Source organism: Phenylobacterium sp. (assembly GCF_019636135.1).
Taxonomy (GTDB): domain Bacteria; phylum Pseudomonadota; class Alphaproteobacteria; order Caulobacterales; family Caulobacteraceae; genus Phenylobacterium.
The window spans coordinates 137,486-153,902 of record NZ_JAHBYD010000004.1 but is presented as its reverse complement, the minus strand read 5'-3'; the positions used below and the strand labels follow the sequence as shown (position 1 = coordinate 153,902).

12 protein-coding genes are annotated in these 16,417 nt (G+C 71.5%); 2 read left to right on the top strand and 10 right to left on the bottom strand.

All coding sequences use genetic code 11. From position 1 onward, the window contains the following. Positions 1-493: 493 nt before the first annotated feature. The 3 genes from KF737_RS04440 to KF737_RS04430 all read right to left on the bottom strand — a co-directional run bounded on the left by KF737_RS04440 (position 494) and on the right by KF737_RS04430 (position 5,668). Positions 494-2,308, bottom strand: coding sequence for a calcium-binding protein (locus KF737_RS04440; protein WP_296450753.1), 1,815 nt, complete (start codon positions 2,306-2,308; stop codon positions 494-496). Between the two features lie 214 nt (positions 2,309-2,522). Continuing rightward, positions 2,523-3,896, bottom strand: coding sequence for an HlyD family type I secretion periplasmic adaptor subunit (locus tag KF737_RS04435; RefSeq protein WP_296450752.1), 1,374 nt, complete (start codon positions 3,894-3,896; stop codon positions 2,523-2,525). Continuing rightward, entirely contained in the window at positions 3,893-5,668 is a 1,776-nt protein-coding gene (locus KF737_RS04430) for a type I secretion system permease/ATPase (protein ID WP_296450751.1), read from the bottom strand. Before KF737_RS04430 ends, KF737_RS04435 begins: the two co-directional genes overlap by 4 nt. Positions 5,669-5,878: 210 nt before the next feature. On the opposite strand from KF737_RS04430, the gene KF737_RS04425 reads away from it, so the two are divergent. Beyond that, entirely contained in the window at positions 5,879-6,688 is an 810-nt protein-coding gene (locus KF737_RS04425) for a DUF6270 domain-containing protein (RefSeq protein WP_296450750.1), read from the top strand. Here KF737_RS04425 and KF737_RS04420 read toward each other — a convergent pair. Genes KF737_RS04420 through KF737_RS04405 form a run of 4 tightly spaced genes read right to left on the bottom strand, consistent with a single transcriptional unit; the run spans position 6,648 to position 12,467 of the window. Continuing rightward, a complete protein-coding gene (locus tag KF737_RS04420; RefSeq protein ID WP_296450749.1) occupies positions 6,648-7,907 on the bottom strand; it encodes a hypothetical protein in 1,260 nt (419 codons plus the stop codon). The genes KF737_RS04425 and KF737_RS04420 overlap by 41 nt on opposite strands. Further along, positions 7,904-8,929 carry a hypothetical protein gene (locus KF737_RS04415; protein ID WP_296450748.1) on the bottom strand — a complete coding sequence of 342 codons (1,026 nt, stop codon included), beginning with the start codon at positions 8,927-8,929 and terminating at the stop codon, positions 7,904-7,906. Before KF737_RS04415 ends, KF737_RS04420 begins: the two co-directional genes overlap by 4 nt. Next, the gene (locus KF737_RS04410; protein WP_296450746.1) at positions 8,926-10,527 is read right to left on the bottom strand and encodes a hypothetical protein; all 1,602 of its coding nucleotides are present in this window, start codon (positions 10,525-10,527) and stop codon (positions 8,926-8,928) included. The genes KF737_RS04415 and KF737_RS04410 overlap by 4 nt, the downstream gene beginning before the upstream one ends. Continuing rightward, positions 10,524-12,467, bottom strand: a complete 1,944-nt coding sequence (locus KF737_RS04405) for a hypothetical protein (protein WP_296450744.1) — start codon at positions 12,465-12,467, stop codon at positions 10,524-10,526. Before KF737_RS04405 ends, KF737_RS04410 begins: the two co-directional genes overlap by 4 nt. 104 nt (positions 12,468-12,571) lie before the next feature. Between KF737_RS04405 and KF737_RS04400 the strand changes: the two genes are divergently transcribed. After that, positions 12,572-13,645, top strand: coding sequence for a hypothetical protein (locus tag KF737_RS04400; RefSeq protein ID WP_296450742.1), 1,074 nt, complete (start codon positions 12,572-12,574; stop codon positions 13,643-13,645). On the opposite strand, the gene KF737_RS04395 is transcribed toward KF737_RS04400, so the two are convergent. Genes KF737_RS04395 through KF737_RS04385 form a run of 3 tightly spaced genes read right to left on the bottom strand, consistent with a single transcriptional unit; the run spans position 13,611 to position 16,416 of the window. Next, complete coding sequence (locus KF737_RS04395; protein WP_296450740.1) at positions 13,611-14,984, bottom strand: hypothetical protein; 1,374 nt, start codon at positions 14,982-14,984, stop codon at positions 13,611-13,613. The two genes, KF737_RS04400 and KF737_RS04395, sit on opposite strands and share 35 nt — an antisense overlap. After that, positions 14,981-15,337 carry an EamA family transporter gene (locus tag KF737_RS04390; protein ID WP_296450738.1) on the bottom strand — a complete coding sequence of 119 codons (357 nt, stop codon included), beginning with the start codon at positions 15,335-15,337 and terminating at the stop codon, positions 14,981-14,983. Before KF737_RS04390 ends, KF737_RS04395 begins: the two co-directional genes overlap by 4 nt. Continuing rightward, positions 15,334-16,416, bottom strand: a complete 1,083-nt coding sequence (locus tag KF737_RS04385) for a glycosyltransferase family 2 protein (RefSeq protein ID WP_296450736.1) — start codon at positions 16,414-16,416, stop codon at positions 15,334-15,336. The genes KF737_RS04390 and KF737_RS04385 overlap by 4 nt, the downstream gene beginning before the upstream one ends. Position 16,417: the final 1 nt, after the last annotated feature.

The following is a 16,417-nucleotide window of genomic DNA, read 5'->3' as shown; positions in this document are numbered from 1 at the left end:
TGGGCGGCTCGTCCGCCCGAGTCATGAACCGCAGAGATCGCGGAGATGCGCAGAGAAGCTCTCCCCGTTTGTCATCCCGGTTTGGGCGTAGCCCAAGACCGGGACCCAACCCTCCGGTGCGTCGATGGTTGGGGGCCGGCCCCTGGCCAGCGGGGCCAGATAACAACCTCAGAGCACCGGACGGTTGGGTCCCGGTCTTCGCCTGCGGCGAAACCGGGATGACAATCGTGGGAGAGCTTCTCCGCGTATCTCCGCGATCTCTGCGGTTCGACTGACGGCCTTTCGGCCGCCCGCATCCATATGCGATGGCCCTGCCTGGGTCCCGGCTCTACGGGCCGAATACGGCCCTCCGGCCGGGATGACACTGTATTCTGGGCTAACTCTATTGAGTCCGGACCCGGGGAAGGCCTCTGCCCAAAGAAAAAGGGCGCCCAAAGAAAAGGGCCGCCCCGAAGGGCGGCCCGATCCTTGATCGTCTGGCTCGCGAGCGAGCTTAGGCGATGATGTTGGCCGCGGAGATGTCCGCCAGCGTACGGCCCACCAGCACCACCGCGTCTTCCGCAGTACCGTTGTTGCCGGCCGTGTCGACGAACACCACCACGTCCGATCCGACCTGGACCACGACGTAGTCGTTGCCGTTGCCGATCTGGGTGTCCGCCAGGAGCTTCGCCGAGTCGTAGCTCGTCGCCGACAGCTCGATGTAGTTGACACCGTCCGTCGCCGCAGTGAGTGCGCCGAAGTGCATGGCGTCGGTCGACTCCCAGTCCAGGATCTGGTCCAGCGAGCCGGCGGTCACGCCGGAGTCGCCGTTGGCGAAGGTGAACAGGTCGTTGCCGTTGCCGCCACGGAGGAAGTCCGTGTCCGCGCCGCCAGCGATCGTGTCGTTGCCGTCACCGCCGTTCAGCGTGTCGGCGCCGTTGCCGCCGCTGAGGTTGTCGTTGCCGCCACCGCCTTCGAGGTTGTCGTTGCCGTCGCCGCCGACGAGGGTGTCGTTGCCTTCACCGCCCGTCACGACGTCGTTGCCGGCGCCGGCGTCGATCAGGTCGTTGCCGTTGCCGCCCGAGATGACGTCGTTGCCGTCCCCGCCGCTGGCGGAGTCGTCGCCGTCGCCGAGGGTGATCGAGTCGTTGCCGGCGCCGCCGGTCACGACGTCGTTGCCGGCGCCCGCGTCGATGACGTTGTTGCCCGACGTGGCTTCGATCGTGTCGTTGCCGTCGCCGCCCAGGATGTTGTCGTTGCCGGCGCCGGCGATGATCGAGTCGTTGCCGGCTCCACCGTCGACCGTGTCGTCGCCAGCCCCGGCGTTGATGACGTCGTTGCCGGCTTCACCGAGGATGGTGTCGTTGCCACCGCCGGCCGCGATCGTATCGTTCCCCAGGTTGCCGTTCAGCAGGTCGCCGAGGGTGCTCGTGGCGGAGATCGAGTCGTTGCCCTGGCCGCCGAGGATCGTGTCCCGGCCGACGTTGGCCGAGGTGATCGTGTCGTTGCCGACGCCGCCCTGGATGAACGAACTGACCGACAGCGCGCCGGAGCTTTGCTCGATCGAGTCGTCGCCGTCGCCGCCGAGGATGGAGGCCGCGGCCGCCGTCACGGTGATGGTGTCGTTGCCGATGCCACCGTCGAGGCTGACGCTCTGCGCCGCCGTCGAGGTGTTCACGATCGAGTCGTCGCCACCTTCACCCAGAACGACGTCATTGCCGCTGCCGCTGTTGATGGTGTCGTTGCCGAGGTTGCCGTTGAGGAAGTCGGCGCCCGTGCCGCCGATGATCGAGTCGTTGCCCTGACCGCCAAGCATCGTGTTGGCGCCGTTGCCCGAGGTGATGGTGTCGTTGCCGAGGTTGCCCTGGGCGAAGTTGTTGCCCGCGCCGACCTCGATGGTGTCGTCGCCCTGGCCGCCGTAGACCGTGTCGTTGCCGGCGCCCGCATCGATGGTGTCGTTGCCGGCGTTGCCCTGAACCAGGTCGGCGCCGTCACCGCTGGTGAGCGTGTCGTCACCCGCGCCGCCATACAGCGCATCGCCGGCCGCAGTGCCCGCGACAGCGTTGTTGTCGGTGTCGCCCACGTACAGCCGCGAGCTGTCGGGGAAGATCGGCGTTTCGCCGGCGAAAGCGGCCGAGAACGTGACGGTCTTGCCCGTCAGGCCGGAAATCAGCGTGATGGACGGGCCGGTCGTCGCGGTCGCCGCGTTGTAGCGAACGGTCGTGGTGTTCGCGCGCTCGCCCGTCTGGCCGAACACCAGATCGTCGTTGTTCTTGTCGTAGGCCAAGGCCTGCGCGTCGGTGATCGTCTCAAAGAAATAAGTCGCCATTAGTCTCTCCAGTCTGTGTCACACGGACCCCTGGCACGCTTGACCCCCATCCCCGATGGAGCAGTCCCAGCGGTCCAATATCCCAGCGCCATAGCATGCGGCTGCGGCGTCAGGTTAGACGAGCCCAAGGGGAGACGTATCGGAAGCCTGTCAAATACGCAACCTGAAAAAGCCTCGGGAATCCCTGGGTGTTTCGAGTGTGGCGCCGACGCCCCTACTCCTCGCGGAAGGCGTCTTCCAGCGTGTCGACGATCGGCGAAACGATGAAGCCCATGACCGACCGCTTGCCCGTCACGATGAGGGCCATGGCGGGCATGCCGGGCGTGAGCTGGACGCCCTTCTTCAGCTTCTTGAGCTCGGTCGGCGCGAGCTTCAGGTCGACGCGATAGAAGGCCTGCCCGTTTTTCTCGTTGGTGATCCGGTCGGCCGAGACCACCGAGACCTTGGCGTCCAGCGAATCGTTGAACCGCTGGTTCAGCCCGGTCAGCTTCACCCTGGCGTCCATGCCCACATGGACCTCGTCCACGTCTTCCGGCTTGATCATCGCCGTGACCGTGAGCGGCACGCCCGACGGCACGACGTCCATCATCACCTCGCCGCCGCCGACGACGCCGCCGACGGTGAACTGGGTGAGGTTGAAGATATAGCCGTCCACCGGCGCGCGCACGACGGTGTTGGCGAGGGACTGACGCGCCGTGGTCAGCCGCGGGATCACGTCGGAGAGCTTCGCCTGGCTGTCGCGCAGGCCCTCGGCCGACTGGCTCTCGCGCTCGTCGCGCAGCGAGGCGAGCTGCATGCGCGTCTCGCCCATCTGCTGCTTGATGCGGGCGATCTCGGAAATGAGCTGGCCCTTGCGGCCGGCGAGCTCGGCCAGGGTGCGCTCGTAGCGCAGGATCAGCGTCTTCGGCGCGAAGCCCTGCTCGTTCAGCTTGCGGTAGCCGGCGAGCTCCTCCTCGGTCAGCCGCTGCTGCTCGTTGTTGGAGTCGAGCTGCGCCTGGATGCCCTCGATCTGGCTCTGCTGCTGCTCGATCCGCTGGGCCAGCACCGACGACTGGCTCTGGAACAGTTGCTGGCGGCTGGTGAACAGGAACTGCTGGTCGCGAATCAGCGTCGCGACCCGCGGGTCGGTCATCCGCGACATCAGCTCGGCCGGCAGTTCGAGCTGGGACTTGCCGAGGGCCTCGGCCGAGAAGCGGGCGTTCTGCGCGACCAGGGTGTCGTACTGGTTCTGCATCACGTCGACGCCCGCCCGGGCCTCGACGTCGTTGAACAGCAGCAGCGGCTGGCCGGCGCGGACGAACTGGCCCTCGTGCGCCAGGATCTGCTTCACGATCCCCGCCTCGCGCGGCCGCAGCGTCTTGCGCTGGGCGTCGGCGCGCACCTCGGCCGTCGCGGTGATGCCGGTGGACAGGCTGCTCACCGAGGCCCACAGGCCCAGGCCCACGACGAACGCGCCGATGACCCCGGCGCCGACCAGCATCGGCCGCCTCAGGCGGTGCTGGAGCTCGGGCGGCAGCGGCCCCTTGTCGTCGCCCCCGAAGACCGGGGCGACGTAGCTGGTGCGGGTGGGCGTCAGGTCGAGCTTCATCGGCCGCCCTCCACGGCGCGGACCTCGGTCGGCGGCGGCGTCGGAACCGGCTGCTGCTGCGGCGGCTGCGGCTGGGCGGCCTTCACCAGGCGGGCCATGACCTGGTCGCGCGGGCCGAACAGCTCCACGCGGCCGTCGCGCAGGACCAGCATCTTGTCGGCCGCGCGGAACACGCCCGGCTTGTGGCTGATGATCACCACGGTGGCGCCGTTGGCCTTCATGGCGTCGATGGCGCGCATCAGGGCGTCCTCGCCCTCGGCGTCGAGGTTGGCGTTGGGCTCGTCCAGCACCACGAAGGCCGGGTTGCCGAGCAGGGTGCGGGCGAGGCCCACGCGCTGGCGCTGGCCGGCGGAGAGCACCACGCCGCCCTCGCCCACGTCGGTGTCGTAGCCCTTGGGCATGCGCAGGATCAGCTCGTGGACGCCCGCGAGCTGGGCGGCGGACACCACCTCCTCGTCGGTGACGCCCTCGCGGAAGCGGGCGATGTTGTTGCGCACGGTGCCGGCGAACAGCTCGGTGTCCTGCGGCAGGTAGCCCACGTGGCGGCCAAAGTCGGCGCGGTCCCAACTGAAGACGTCGGCGCCGTCGAGGCGCACCACGCCGTTGAGCGGCCGCCAGATGCCGACCAGCAGGCGCGCCAGCGTCGACTTGCCGGCGCCGGAGGGGCCGATCACGCCCAGCACCTCGTTCGGGTCGACCGCGAAGTTGACGTTGGCCAGCACCAGGCGCTGCATGCCGGGCGGCGCGAAGTTGACGCCTTCCACCGAGAGCTTGCCGAGCGGGCGCGGGAGCGCGGTGGCCGAGGAGGGCGGCTCGGCCTTGGCCAGCAGGCTGTTCAGCCGCTCGTAGGCGCGGACCATGTTGTTCAGCGGGTCCCACGAGCCCACGATCTTCTCGATCGGCTGCAGGGCGCGGCTGGCCAGGATCATGTTGGCGAACAGCATGCCCGAGTGGATCTTGCCCTCGATGATCAGGTAGGCGCCGATCGCGATGATCAGCACCTGCGCCCCCATGCGCACCGCCTTGATGATGTCGGTGTACATGTTCGACGCCTCGGCCGCGGCGGCGCCGCGTTCGATGGTCACCTGCCGGTGGCGGGCCCAGGCCTGGCCGAGCGTCGGCAGCATGCCCATGGCGCGCACGACCTCGCCGTTGCGGAGCGCCGCGTCGGTGAAGCCGTAGCTGCGCAGCGCCGCCTCGTTGGCCTCCTTCAGCGCCCCCTGGGTGGCGCGGGCCTGCAGGACGGCCAGCGCGAAGAGCGCGGCGGCGGCCGCCACCGTGATGACGCCGACCAGCGGGTCGATGAGGAAGAGGACCACCAGGAAGACGGGAATCCACGGCACGTCGAAGAACGCGGCCGCGGCGATGCCCGTCAGCGACTGGCGGAACTGGTCGAGGTCGCGCAGCGCCTGGGCGCGGGCGCCGGGGTCGCCGCGCACGGCGGCGTCGAAGAGGCCCGTGAACACCCGGCCCGACACGCGCTGGTCCAGCGCCACGCCGTAGTTGATCAGGATGCGGGCGCGGAAGTCGTCGATGACGCTGGAGATGGCGAACACGAACAGGGTGACCAGCGTCAGCATCCAGAGCGTCGCCTGGTTCTGGCTGACCATCACCCGGCCGTAGATCTGATAGGTATAGAGCGGCAGCGCCAGGTAGAGCACGTTCGAAACCAGGCTGAACATGAACGCCACGGCGGCGGGCTTGTAGCCATCGCGAAGCGCCCGCCCGAGCACGTTGTCGGGCAGATTCGAGAGGAACGTCAGGAATTTCATTTCGACTAGATCGTCCCTTCAGGCCACAAGACCTGATACACCAAACTTCGTCAGAAAGGGTGAACGCGAACTGCGACCAAGCTGTCCAGGCCGCCCGCGTCGTCGAGAGCGCGGGTAGATGCTCAGCCGGCCCGGCCGTGTCAATGGCGTGATTCGCCCGCCCCTTCCGGCGTCTTGAGCTGTGAGACGTCGCTGAGCACAGGCGCCCCTATGTCACGCATCGCCATCGTCGGCAGTTGCATAACCCGCGATCTGTGGCCGATCCGTGGCGGCGGCGCCGAGCGCCTCCTCTACATCTCCCGCACCAGCCTCCCGAGCCTGTTCTCGGTCCCGGTCAAGGGGTTCTCGCCTGCGAAGACGCCGCCCGGCGACCTGCACAACCACGAGCACGGCGCCCTGGTCGCCGACCTCACCAAGACCGCGCTCGCGCGGCTGCTGGCGTTCCGGCCCACCCACGTCATCTTCGACTTCATCGACGACCGCTTCGACCTGGTGTCGATCGGCGACTCGCTGGTCCTGCGGAGCGGCGAGATGATGCGGAGCGGCTATCTGACGCGGCGCGAATTCCGCAGGCATCGTGTCGTGCCCAGGCTGTCGGGCGCCTGCGACCGGCTCTGGAGGGATTCCGCCGCCGAGTTCGCCGCCCTCGTCCGGGCGTCCACGCTGAGCCGCGCCCACCTGATCCTGCACTCCGCGCGCTGGGCGACCCATCACCGCGACGCCGAGGGCGCGGTGCGGCCGATCGACGGGCCGGAGATCCTGGGCGGGGACCCGGCGGACATCTGGTCCTACAACGACCTGCTGGGCCGGCAGGAGGCGCACTTCGAGGCGATGATGCCGCCGATGGCGCGGATCGACGCGGGCGAGCTGCGGCTCTCCGACACCGACCACCGCTGGGGCCTGTCGCCCTTCCACTACGTGCCCGAGTACTACGACGAGGTGCGCCGCCAGCTCGCGGCGCTGGGCCTCGTCGATGCGTTCACCGGCCTGCCCGCCGAGCCCAGTGCTCCAGCGGCGTGACGCCGGTGCGCGCCAGTTCCGGCCGTGAGGCGAGGTAGGCGACGGTCGGGAAGCCAGGCCGCGCCTCGGCCACCGCCCACGCGCCCCCGGTCAGGTAGTCCACCAGCGGATTGGCGCCCGGCGCCAGCGCCGCGCCGCGGCTCTCGACGTAGTGGGCGCCGTCGAACCAGGGCCCCGGGCTCAGCCGCTCGGCGCCGCCGAAGGCCAGGAAGTGGGTGAACGGGTCGAGGCCCGTCTCCGCCGCCATGGGATAATGCTCCTGGTACCAGCGCGGATCGAACAGGGGGTGCGGCGAGAGCCCGTCCTTCCAGCCGCCGCCGAGGTAGTGGAGCAGCGCCGGACGCCCCGCCATCGCCTCGCCCGCCTGGCGCTGGTACCAGGCCGGGTCGAACGCCGGGTGCGGCGACAGGCCGATGAAGCCGCCCTCGCGCATGTAGTGCGACAGCGGATCGTCGCCCGGCTCCAGCGCCGGAACCTGCGAAAGGTAGTGGCCGACGTCGAAGGCCGGGTGCGGCGAGAGCCCGCGCACGGCGCCGACGCGCCGGTAGTGCTCCAGCGGCGAGAGCCCGGTGGCGCCCAGCTCGGCGCCGGCCTGGCGCGCGTACCATTGCGGATCGAACAGCGGCCCCGGCCTGCGGCGCTCGCGGTCGCCGGAGACGAGGTAGTGGACCAGCGGCGCGGTGCGCGCGGCGCCCACGTCGGGATAGGCGTCGAGATACCAGCGCTGGTCGACCGGCGCGAGGGGCGTCACGTCGGCCCGCGCGCGCCGCCGCGCGTAGGCGGCCATGTGGCGCAGGTCGTGCAGCGGCCGGCCCGTGCCACGCCAGACGCCGCTGCGCGCGATCACCAGCGCCTGCCCCACCGAGCCCAGGCGCGCCAGCGCCTTGTCGAGCATCCGCGACAGGCGGTTGTGGCGGCGCAGGCGGCGTTCGGGGCGGGCGCGCAGCGCGGCCAGCGCCTGCTCGCGCAGCTTCGCCTGCAGCTCGGAACGGGCGACCAGCGACTCGTGCAGCGCCAGGGTCAGCTCGGTGCGGACCAGCGCCTCGCGCATCTGGGCGTCATGCGCCAGGCGGTGCGCGCCGGCGAAGTCGCGTTTCAGCCGCGCCACCTTCCGGGTGACGGCGCGCGCCTTCTCCAGCAGGGCGGCGTGGCCCGCGGCCTCGGTTTCGGCCACGGGCGCCTGGGACGCGGGCGCGGCGGGCTTGGGGGCCGGCGTCACGCGCCTTCGTGTTCGAGCCATTCTTGGAAACTGCCGCGGCCGGAGGCGAAGGGGTTGGGGAAGGCGTCCCGGAGATCCTGGCGTTGCCGATAGAGCACGCGCTCGGATTTGGCGATGGGCTTGCCGTCGTCATAGGCCCCGTAGGCCCAGTAGCGTTCCGGGATCGCGGGGTCGGTGACGGCGGCGACCTGGCGCTTGTACCAGGCCCAGATCTCGTAGACTTGGAAGTTCCGCCCGGCGTAGCGCTTGGTCATGGTGTCGCCGATCGGCCCCAGCTTGGTGAAGTGCCAGAAGCGCAAGAGGTGGCCGTTGACGGTGATGCGCCCGTCCTTCTCCACGGCGACCTTCCGGGTGGAGAGGTTCCAGCTCGCGACGTTGTAGCCCGGGTCGCGGATGATCTTCAGCCGGTCGAAGAGGGCGGGCACGTGGTCGCACCAGCGCTGGTCGACGAAGAGGCCGTTCGGGATGTCGTCGTAGCAGTAGCTGAGCAGCCGGTCGTTCCACCATTTGGCGAAGCGGGCGCCCTCCCCGCTCGTGCGGATCGCGACGAAGCCCAGGTTGAAGATGCCCGTCCGGGACGCCGAGATGTCGTTGTCCTGGATCGCCATGTCGTCGTCGTTGGGGTCGATCAGGTGCGGCGTCAGCAGGATGTCGTGGTCCTGGAGCCAGTCCACCAGCGGATCGAGCCCGCCCAGCAGTGCGGTGTCGGGATCGAGGTAGATCACCGCGTCGAAGCCCCACGAACAGGCCTGGTGGATGAAGGGGCCCTTCACCGCCGTGCAGACCTCGACCACGTCGTGCTTGAAGAGCCAGCCCTCGAAGTCCGGGATGCCCAGGTCGCTGGCCCACACCAGGCGGTCGAACGGCTCGGCGGCCGGGTCGAACGCGAACCCTTCCGGCGGCCTGTCGGTGATGAGCGCCGCCAGCTCCCAGTCGGGATGGAAGCGGCGCAGCGTCTGGAACAGCACCCGGGCGCGGTTCAGGTACGAGAAGGTGAAGCTGGAGTAGACGAGGACTTTCATGCGGGGACTTTGGCGGGGACGAGGTCGGCGGTCATGCCGCTGAAGGCGAGATCGTAGAGCATGGGGCGGCGCGCCGCGCGGGAAAGCTCGGCGACGGTGCCGGTGGCGAAGGCGTCCGCCAGTTCGGCTTCCGAGACGATGCGGCCCGCGTCGTACCCGCGGACCAGGGCGGCGACGTTGCCGCTGTCGGGGCCGGTGAGGATCGCGGCGCCCGCGGCGACGGCCTCGCAGGCCAGGAACGAGAAGGTCTCGCGCCAGAGCGGCCAGAAGACCAGCACGTCGACCTCCAGGCGCTCCAGCGCCTCGCGCATGGCGTGCGGCTTCTCGGCGCTGACCCGGACGTCGTGGAACTGCATCGGCAGGCCCGCCTCGGTCGAGGCGCCCAGGTGCAGGAACGTGTAGCGGCGGTCGCCCTCGTGCCTGAGCGACAGGTCGCGGAAGATCGGCCAGCCCTTGTGGGCCGCGGGATGGCCCGCATAGGCCACCCGGAGCGGGCCGGCCTTCGGCGCCGGCGCAGGCCCGCGCGGCGTCAGCGCCGCGTGCGGGTGGACGACGCTCGCGGCGGGCTTCAGGCCCGTGTGCGCGCGCCAGAAGTCGAGCGTGCCCCGGGCGGGGCTGACGACGGTGAGGTCCAGGCGCTCGAAGAGGGCGGCGTGGGCGTCGATGTGGCGGGCGCGGGCCGGGCCGTGGACGCAGATGGCGCAGGCGCCGCTCTCGGGCGGCGGGGCGGCGCAGTCCTCGACGCCGTCGCGCAGCAGGTGGAAGCCGGCGCAGAGGCTCGCGTAGTCGTGCAGCCACAGGAACCCGGCCTTCAGCCCCGCGGCCTCGACGATGGCGGCGGTCTCGCCGGCCTCGTGCCCCAGCAGGCTGTGGATCGCGAAGCTGCCGCCCGCGACCCTGGCCTTCGCCAGCGCCTCGGCGACGTCGGCCGGCGCGAAGACGCCCAGCGACTGGCCGTTGAGCACCGCCTCCAGCCGGCCCGGATCGCCCGCCGCCCGGACCACCGGCCAGTGGATCGCCGGATGGAGCTGCAGGTGGTCGCGGCGCTGGCCGGCCACGCGCGCGGCCTCGATGTGCAGGCAGAGCTGCACGCCGCCGACCTTCGTCCGGTAGTCATCATGGCTGAAGGTGATGTGCAGGCCCTTCAGCCCGTGCCGCGCCTTCCCGAGCCCCGCCGCGAGCGCCGCGGCGGTCCCGGCGGCCACGGCGGCGGTGGCGCGGGAGGAGGCGTCGACCTGCTCGTCGATCGGCTTCAGGCGGCGGATCACCTGCTGGCGGAAGCCGAGCGCGTCGGGCGTGGGCCGGCCTTCGTGGCGGCCGTGCTTCAGCCAGTGGACGAAGGGGTTCAGGCCGGCCGCGGCGATGTCGGGATTGTTCTCCAGGTACTCGTCCACGGAGAAGCGCGGCGTCGGATCGCGGCCCTCGCGCCAGCCGTGGGCGAGGAAGTGGTCCAGCGGGTCGGCGCGGGTGGCGGCCACGTCCGGATTGGTCGTCAGGTACCAGGCGCGGTCGAACGCCTGGGCCACCAGGCGGCGCTCGCCGCCGCCGCGCCCGAGGGTGCGGGCCGCGACGCGGCGCAGGCGGGCGAACGCGCTCACGAGCCCCTCGCCAGCAGGTCGCCGGTCATGCCGCTGTAGTCGATGTCGTAGAGCTTCGCCCTGCGGGCCTCGCGGCCGAGCGCCAGCACCTCGCCGGTGGCGAAGGCGTGGAACAAGGCCGCCTCGGTCGGCAGCACGCGGCCCCGCTTCGGGTCGGACGCGAAGGCCGCGACATTGCCGCTGTCGGGGCCCGTGATCACCGCCGCGCCCGCCGCGGCGGCCTCGTAGGCGGTGAACGAGAAGGTCTCGCGGCAGAGCGGCCAGATCAGCGCCGCGTCGGCTTCGAGCGCCGCCAGCGTCTCCTGCATGGCGCGCGGCCGGTCGGGCGTGACCATCACCTCGTGGAACTCGGCGTAGGCGCCCGGATCGGGCCGGCCGCCCAGGTGCAGGAACTCGTAGCGCGGGTCGCCCGCGAAGGTCAGCGCCAGCTCGCGGAAGATCGGCCAGCCCTTCAGCGGCTGCGGCATGCCGAGATAGGCGATCCGGAAGGGACGATGCTTCGGCCCCTTCGGCGCGGCGCGGGGCGTCTTCAGCCTGGCGTGGGGCAGGACGACGGCGCGCCTGGCCGGCAGGTCGCCGTGCGCCGTCCAGAAGTCCAGCGTGGTCTGAGAGGGCGCGACCACGGTCAGGTTCAGGCGCGCGAACAGGCGGGCGTGGGCGTCGAGGTGGCGCGCGCGGGTCGGGCCGTAGGCGCAGACGGCGCAGGCGGCGCTGCCCGGCGGCGGCGCGCCGCAGTCCTCCAGGTCGTTGCGCTGCAGGTGGAAGCCGGAGCAGAGGCTCGCGAAGTCGTGCAGCCAGAAGAAGCCGTCGGCGACGCCCAGCGCCTCGACGATGTCGGCCGTCGTGTCGGGCTCGTGGCCCAGCAGGCTGTGGACCGCGAAGCTGCGGCGGCCCGTGGGCGCGGCCCGGGCGATCGCCTCGCGCACCGTCCGCGGCTGGAAGGCGCCCACGCGCCGACCGTTCAGGAGCACGCCCACCGGGCCGGGCTCGTCCGCCGCCCGCACCGCCGGCCATGGCGCGACCGGGAAGAGGTGCAGGTGGTCGAGGCCCAGCGACACCACCTTCTGCTGCTCGCGGCGCAGGCACTGCTGCAGGCCGCCCGAGTGCTCGATGTAGTCGTCGTGGCTGAAGGTGAGGTGCAGGTCGCGGACGTGGGCCAGCGCCGCGTCCAGCAGCGCGGGCGGGTCGAGGCGCGCGTCGGCCGACGCCTTCGCCGCCGCGGCGATCCGATCCTCCGGCGCGGTCAGGCGGCTCAGCACGTCGTAGCGGAAGCCGAGGTCGTGGCGGGCCGAGCGGCCCTCGGCGCGGCCGGAGATCAGGAAGTGCGCAAACGGGTTCAGGCCCGTGCCGGCCACGTCCGGATGCAGCTCGAGATAGTCGCGGATCGAGAACCGCGGCGTCGGATCGCGGCCCTCCAGCCAGCCGGTCTCCAGGAAGTGACGCAGCGGGTCCGTGCCCGATTGCGCGATGTCCGGGTTGGCGGCCAGGTAGAAGGCGGCGTCGAACTCGGCGGCGACGGCGGCTTCCTGCGCGTTGAGCGGGATCGCGGGCTGGGTCGCGGCGCGGGCCGGCGCGGCGCCGAAGCCCTTGAAGCTCCACGGCCGCGGGGCCCAGTCCTGCGCGGCGAAGTAGCGAGGGGCCCAGTCGGACGGGCGCACCTCGCGCCCCTCCAGCCGGCCCAGCGACAGGTAGTGGCAAAGCGGCTCCCAGCCCGAACGCACCAGGTCCGGGTTGTCCTCCATGTAGTGGCCGACCGAGAACCAGGGCGCGGGATCGCGGCCCTCGCGCCAGCCCGTGAGGCGATAGTGCCAGAGCGGGTGCATGTCGGCCGGCAGGTCGTCGTAGACCGCCCGGTAGAAGTCCGGATCGAACGCCGGCGAGATCACGCGCACGACGTCTTCCGGCTCGGGCCGATTGCGGGCGTGGGCCCTGTGGGGCATCGGGATCCTGGTTCGTCCTGCGGCGCGGGGCCGGTAGTGCAACAGTTGGCCCCCCGGAATCAACCGCTTGCGGCGGCGCCGAACGGCCCCTACCACGCCAGCCGATGAGCGAGACTTCCGCGACACGCACGGCCTGGCTGGTGCTGGGCATGCACCGCTCGGGCACCTCGGCGGTGACCCAGTTGCTGGCGCTGGCGGGCTGCGACCTGCCCACCAACGTGATGCCGGGCGACGAGCACAACGCCAAGGGCTACTTCGAGCCCTGGAAGATCGCGATCCTCAACGACGAGCGCCTGCGCGCCGCGGGCTCCGCCTGGGACGACCCCTTCGCCTACCCGTTCCGCCCGCTGCCGCCCCCCGAGGAGAGGGCCTGGGTGAAGCGCGCCGCGGCCCTGTTCGACGAGGACTTCGGCCCCGCGGCCAACCCGCTGATGAAGGACCCGCGGGCCACGGTGCTGCTGCCGTTCTGGCGCGCGATCCTGGGGCAGAAGCGGTGCGCGGCCCGATGCGTGATCCCCGTGCGCCACCCGCTGGCCGTGGCCGGGTCGCTGAAACGCCGCGACGGGTTCACGGACGAGAAGTCGGTGCTGGTCTGGAGCGCCTACATGCTGGCGGCCGAGGCCTACACCCGCGACCTGCCGCGCGCCTTCGTGGGCTACGACGCCCTGCTCGCCGACTGGCGGGCCGAGGTGGCGCGGATCGAGGCGGCGCTGGGCGGCCCGCTGCCGAACCTGACCGCGGCGGCGGCCCGCGAGATCGACGGCTTCCTCACCCAGGACCTGCGCCACAACGCCGGCGACGCCGGGCTGGAGACCCTGGGCTGGGCCGGCGCCATCGCCGCCGACGTCCATCGCTGGTTCGCCGAGACCGCCGCGGGCGGCAAGCCCGACCGCAAGCTGCTGGACCGCGCCGCGGCCAGGCTGGAAAAGCGGGCCGAGGACATCGGGGCGCTGGTCAGCCCGCAGGCGCGGGACCTGGCGACCGCGCGCGCCGAGCTGAAGGACGCCCGCGACCGGCTGATCGGCGCCAAGGCCTTCCAGGCCGAGCTGCGGGCCGAGATGAAGAAGGAACGCAAGGCGCTCGAGGCCGGCTGGCGGGCGGACCTCAGGCGGCTGGAGGCCGCGCAGGGCGCCCTGGAGCGCATCAACGCCGAGCTCGACGCCGCGCTGGAAGACTAGGGTCCAGGGCCAGGTACAGGAGGCCCGTCAGCGCCGCCACGTCGAGGACGTAGAGGTAGCGGTAGTCGCAGGCGATCGAGATCGCGAAGAAGCTGGCCGCGAAGCCCAGCGCGCCCGCCATCAGCCCGGCCACGATCAGGTCGGGCGGGTCGCGGCGCAGTAGCAGCAGGACCATCACCGCGAACGCCGCCACGGCGTAGGCCACGTGCGACATGGCCGGCGTGTCGAGGAACCAGGTCGTCCAGTTGTAGAGCCGCATGTCCTCGGCGCTGCGCCGCGCGGGGATCTTCAGCGCCGCCAGCGTCATCGGCGGACCCTCGACGCCGACGGTGATGGGCAGGCAGCGGTCGATCACCGGCGTCGCGGCCACCTGGCGGAAGGCGAGCGCCCGGCTCCGGAGCCACAGGCCGGGGTCGGAGGTCAGCAGGTCGCGCCACTCGGCGAGGATCACGGCGCGGGGCACGCGCTTCAGCCCGATCCCCATCTGCGGGTCGGCGGTCAGCACGTCGACCCGCTCCGGGGCGTAGAGCCGGTCGGCGTTGGCGCGCAGGTACCGGCCGACGTCGGGCGCCACCGCGTCGATGCGCGGCGTCGGCCGGCCCGGCTGCAGGTGCGCGGCGGCGGCGAGGTCGTAGGTGGCCAGGAGGCGCAGGCCCTTCTCGCCGGCGTTGTCGGGGGCGCCCGCGCCCTGGGGCCGCGCGACGGCGCTGAGCACCAGCGTCAGCGCGGCGACCGCGATGAGCCAGCCGGCGGCCAGGCCCAGGCTCCGCCTCCAGCCGCGCGCGGAGAGCGCCCAGGCGATGGCGATCGCGGCGGGCGGGGCGAGGATCAGGCCGTTCTGCCGGAACAGGCCCGCCGCGGCGAACAGCAGCGCCGCCAGCCCCAGGCTGATCCAGGGCGTCCCGCCCTTCCGCACGCCGAAGGCCAGGAGCGCGAAGCCGGCGATGGCGCAGTCGGCGAACAGCACGTCCTTCCAGACGATGGCCGGATAGATCAGCGCCTGCGGCAGGGCGATCAGGCCCAGCGCCACGAGCGGCGCGAGCCAGGCCGTCCGCGGGCGGCTCAGCGACAGCAGCAGCCAGCCGCCGAACAGCAGGCCGCCGCTCAGCGCCACGACCAGCGCCGTCCCCGGCGTGATCCGGTCCAGCGCGCCCAGCAGCCAGCCGAAGATCGCCGGGTTCCAGGTGGTCCGCACGCCGAAGCGGCCCTCGTGCAGGGCCAGCACCGAATCCACCGAGAGGTGCCCCGGCAGGTTCAGCCGCAGCATCAGCAGGTAGCCGGCGACCAGCACCAGCCACAGGACCCAGCGGGCGGGCGACTTCAGCGCGGAGTGGCTCACGCCGGCCGCACCACGAGGAAGAGGCCGGCCAGCATCAGGGCGTAGCCCGCGACCATGGTCCAGGAGCCCTGCTCCTTGAACACCAGCCACCCGGCCAACGGCACCAGGCACGAGCCGACCAGCGAGAAGGCGTAGGCCAGCGACAGCGGCACGCGGGTCAGCACGTAGAACCAGAGCAGCGCGGTCACGCCATACCAGGCGAAGGCGCCGATCAGCGGCCAGTTCACCAGCACGCGCTGCAGGAAGGGCCCCGTGAGCCGCTCGTTGTAGATCGCCCCCCACTTGAACAGCATCTGGCCCAGCGGCAGCGCCACGGCGAAGACGCTGCACAGCGCCATGTCCTTCGGGCTCACGGCGCAGGCTCCGCCGCGGGGGCGGCCTCCTCCGTCTCCAGCTCGCGCAGGACGGCCAGGTACGGATGGATCGGGCGGCCGGGCACGTTCAGCACGTCGTAGTTCATCGCCTGCAGCAGGAACTGCGCGCCCAGGATCACCGGCAGGGCGGCCAGCATGACCACCCCGGCCGAGGCGGGCACGCCCGGCACGCGGTTGGCGAAGTAGCTCAGCGCATAGGCGACGCCGAACAGGCTGAAGAACAGGCCGAACACCAGCTCCAGCGACGCGGCGTTGAAGTCGCGGATGAAGTACTGGCCGATCACCCGCTGGGCGAAGTTGCGCGCGTGGCGCAGCGCGAACGGCCCGACGATGGCGCCGATGCGGATGTTGGAGACCTCGTCGGCGTAGCGGGCCGGCATCGGCACGTCGCGCACCACCGCGCGCAGGGTGCCCAGGTGGTAGAGCAGGTCGGTCTCGAAGAAGAACCGCCGCGCCACCCGCTTCTCCATCACGAGCCGCGCCACGTTGGCCTCGATGGCGGTATAGCCGTTGGTGGGGTCGAACAGGTTCCAGTAGCCGGTGGAGAGCTTGGCCGCGAACGAGAGCATCGCGTTCCCGAGCACGCGGACCGTCGGCATGGTCGTCAGGTGGCTGATCGAGGTGAAGCGGTTGCCCTTGGCGTAGTCCGCCTCGCCCAGGAGGATCGGCGCGACGAGCTGGGCCGCATAGCCCAGGTCCATCTGGTCGTCGCCGTCCACCTTGACCATCACGCGCGCGCCCCGGCGCGCGGCCTCGGCGTAGCCGGCCAGGGTGGCGCCGCCCACGCCCTGGTTCCGGTGGAGCCGGATCACGTGGACCCGCGGGTCGGTGTTCCCGGCCTCGATGAAGTCGCCCGAGCCCTCGGGACAGGCGTCGTCGACGCAGACGATCCCCTCGACCCACGCCGGCGTCCGCCGGATCACCTGCAGGATGTGGGCCTTGACCCTGTAGCAGGGCACGACGAGCCAGACGCCCGCCCCCTCCAGCGACAGCGCCGGCGGCCCCGCGGCGAGGCGGGCCGGGATCTCGGGCGGTCTTGCGGTCGCGCTTCGGGCCACG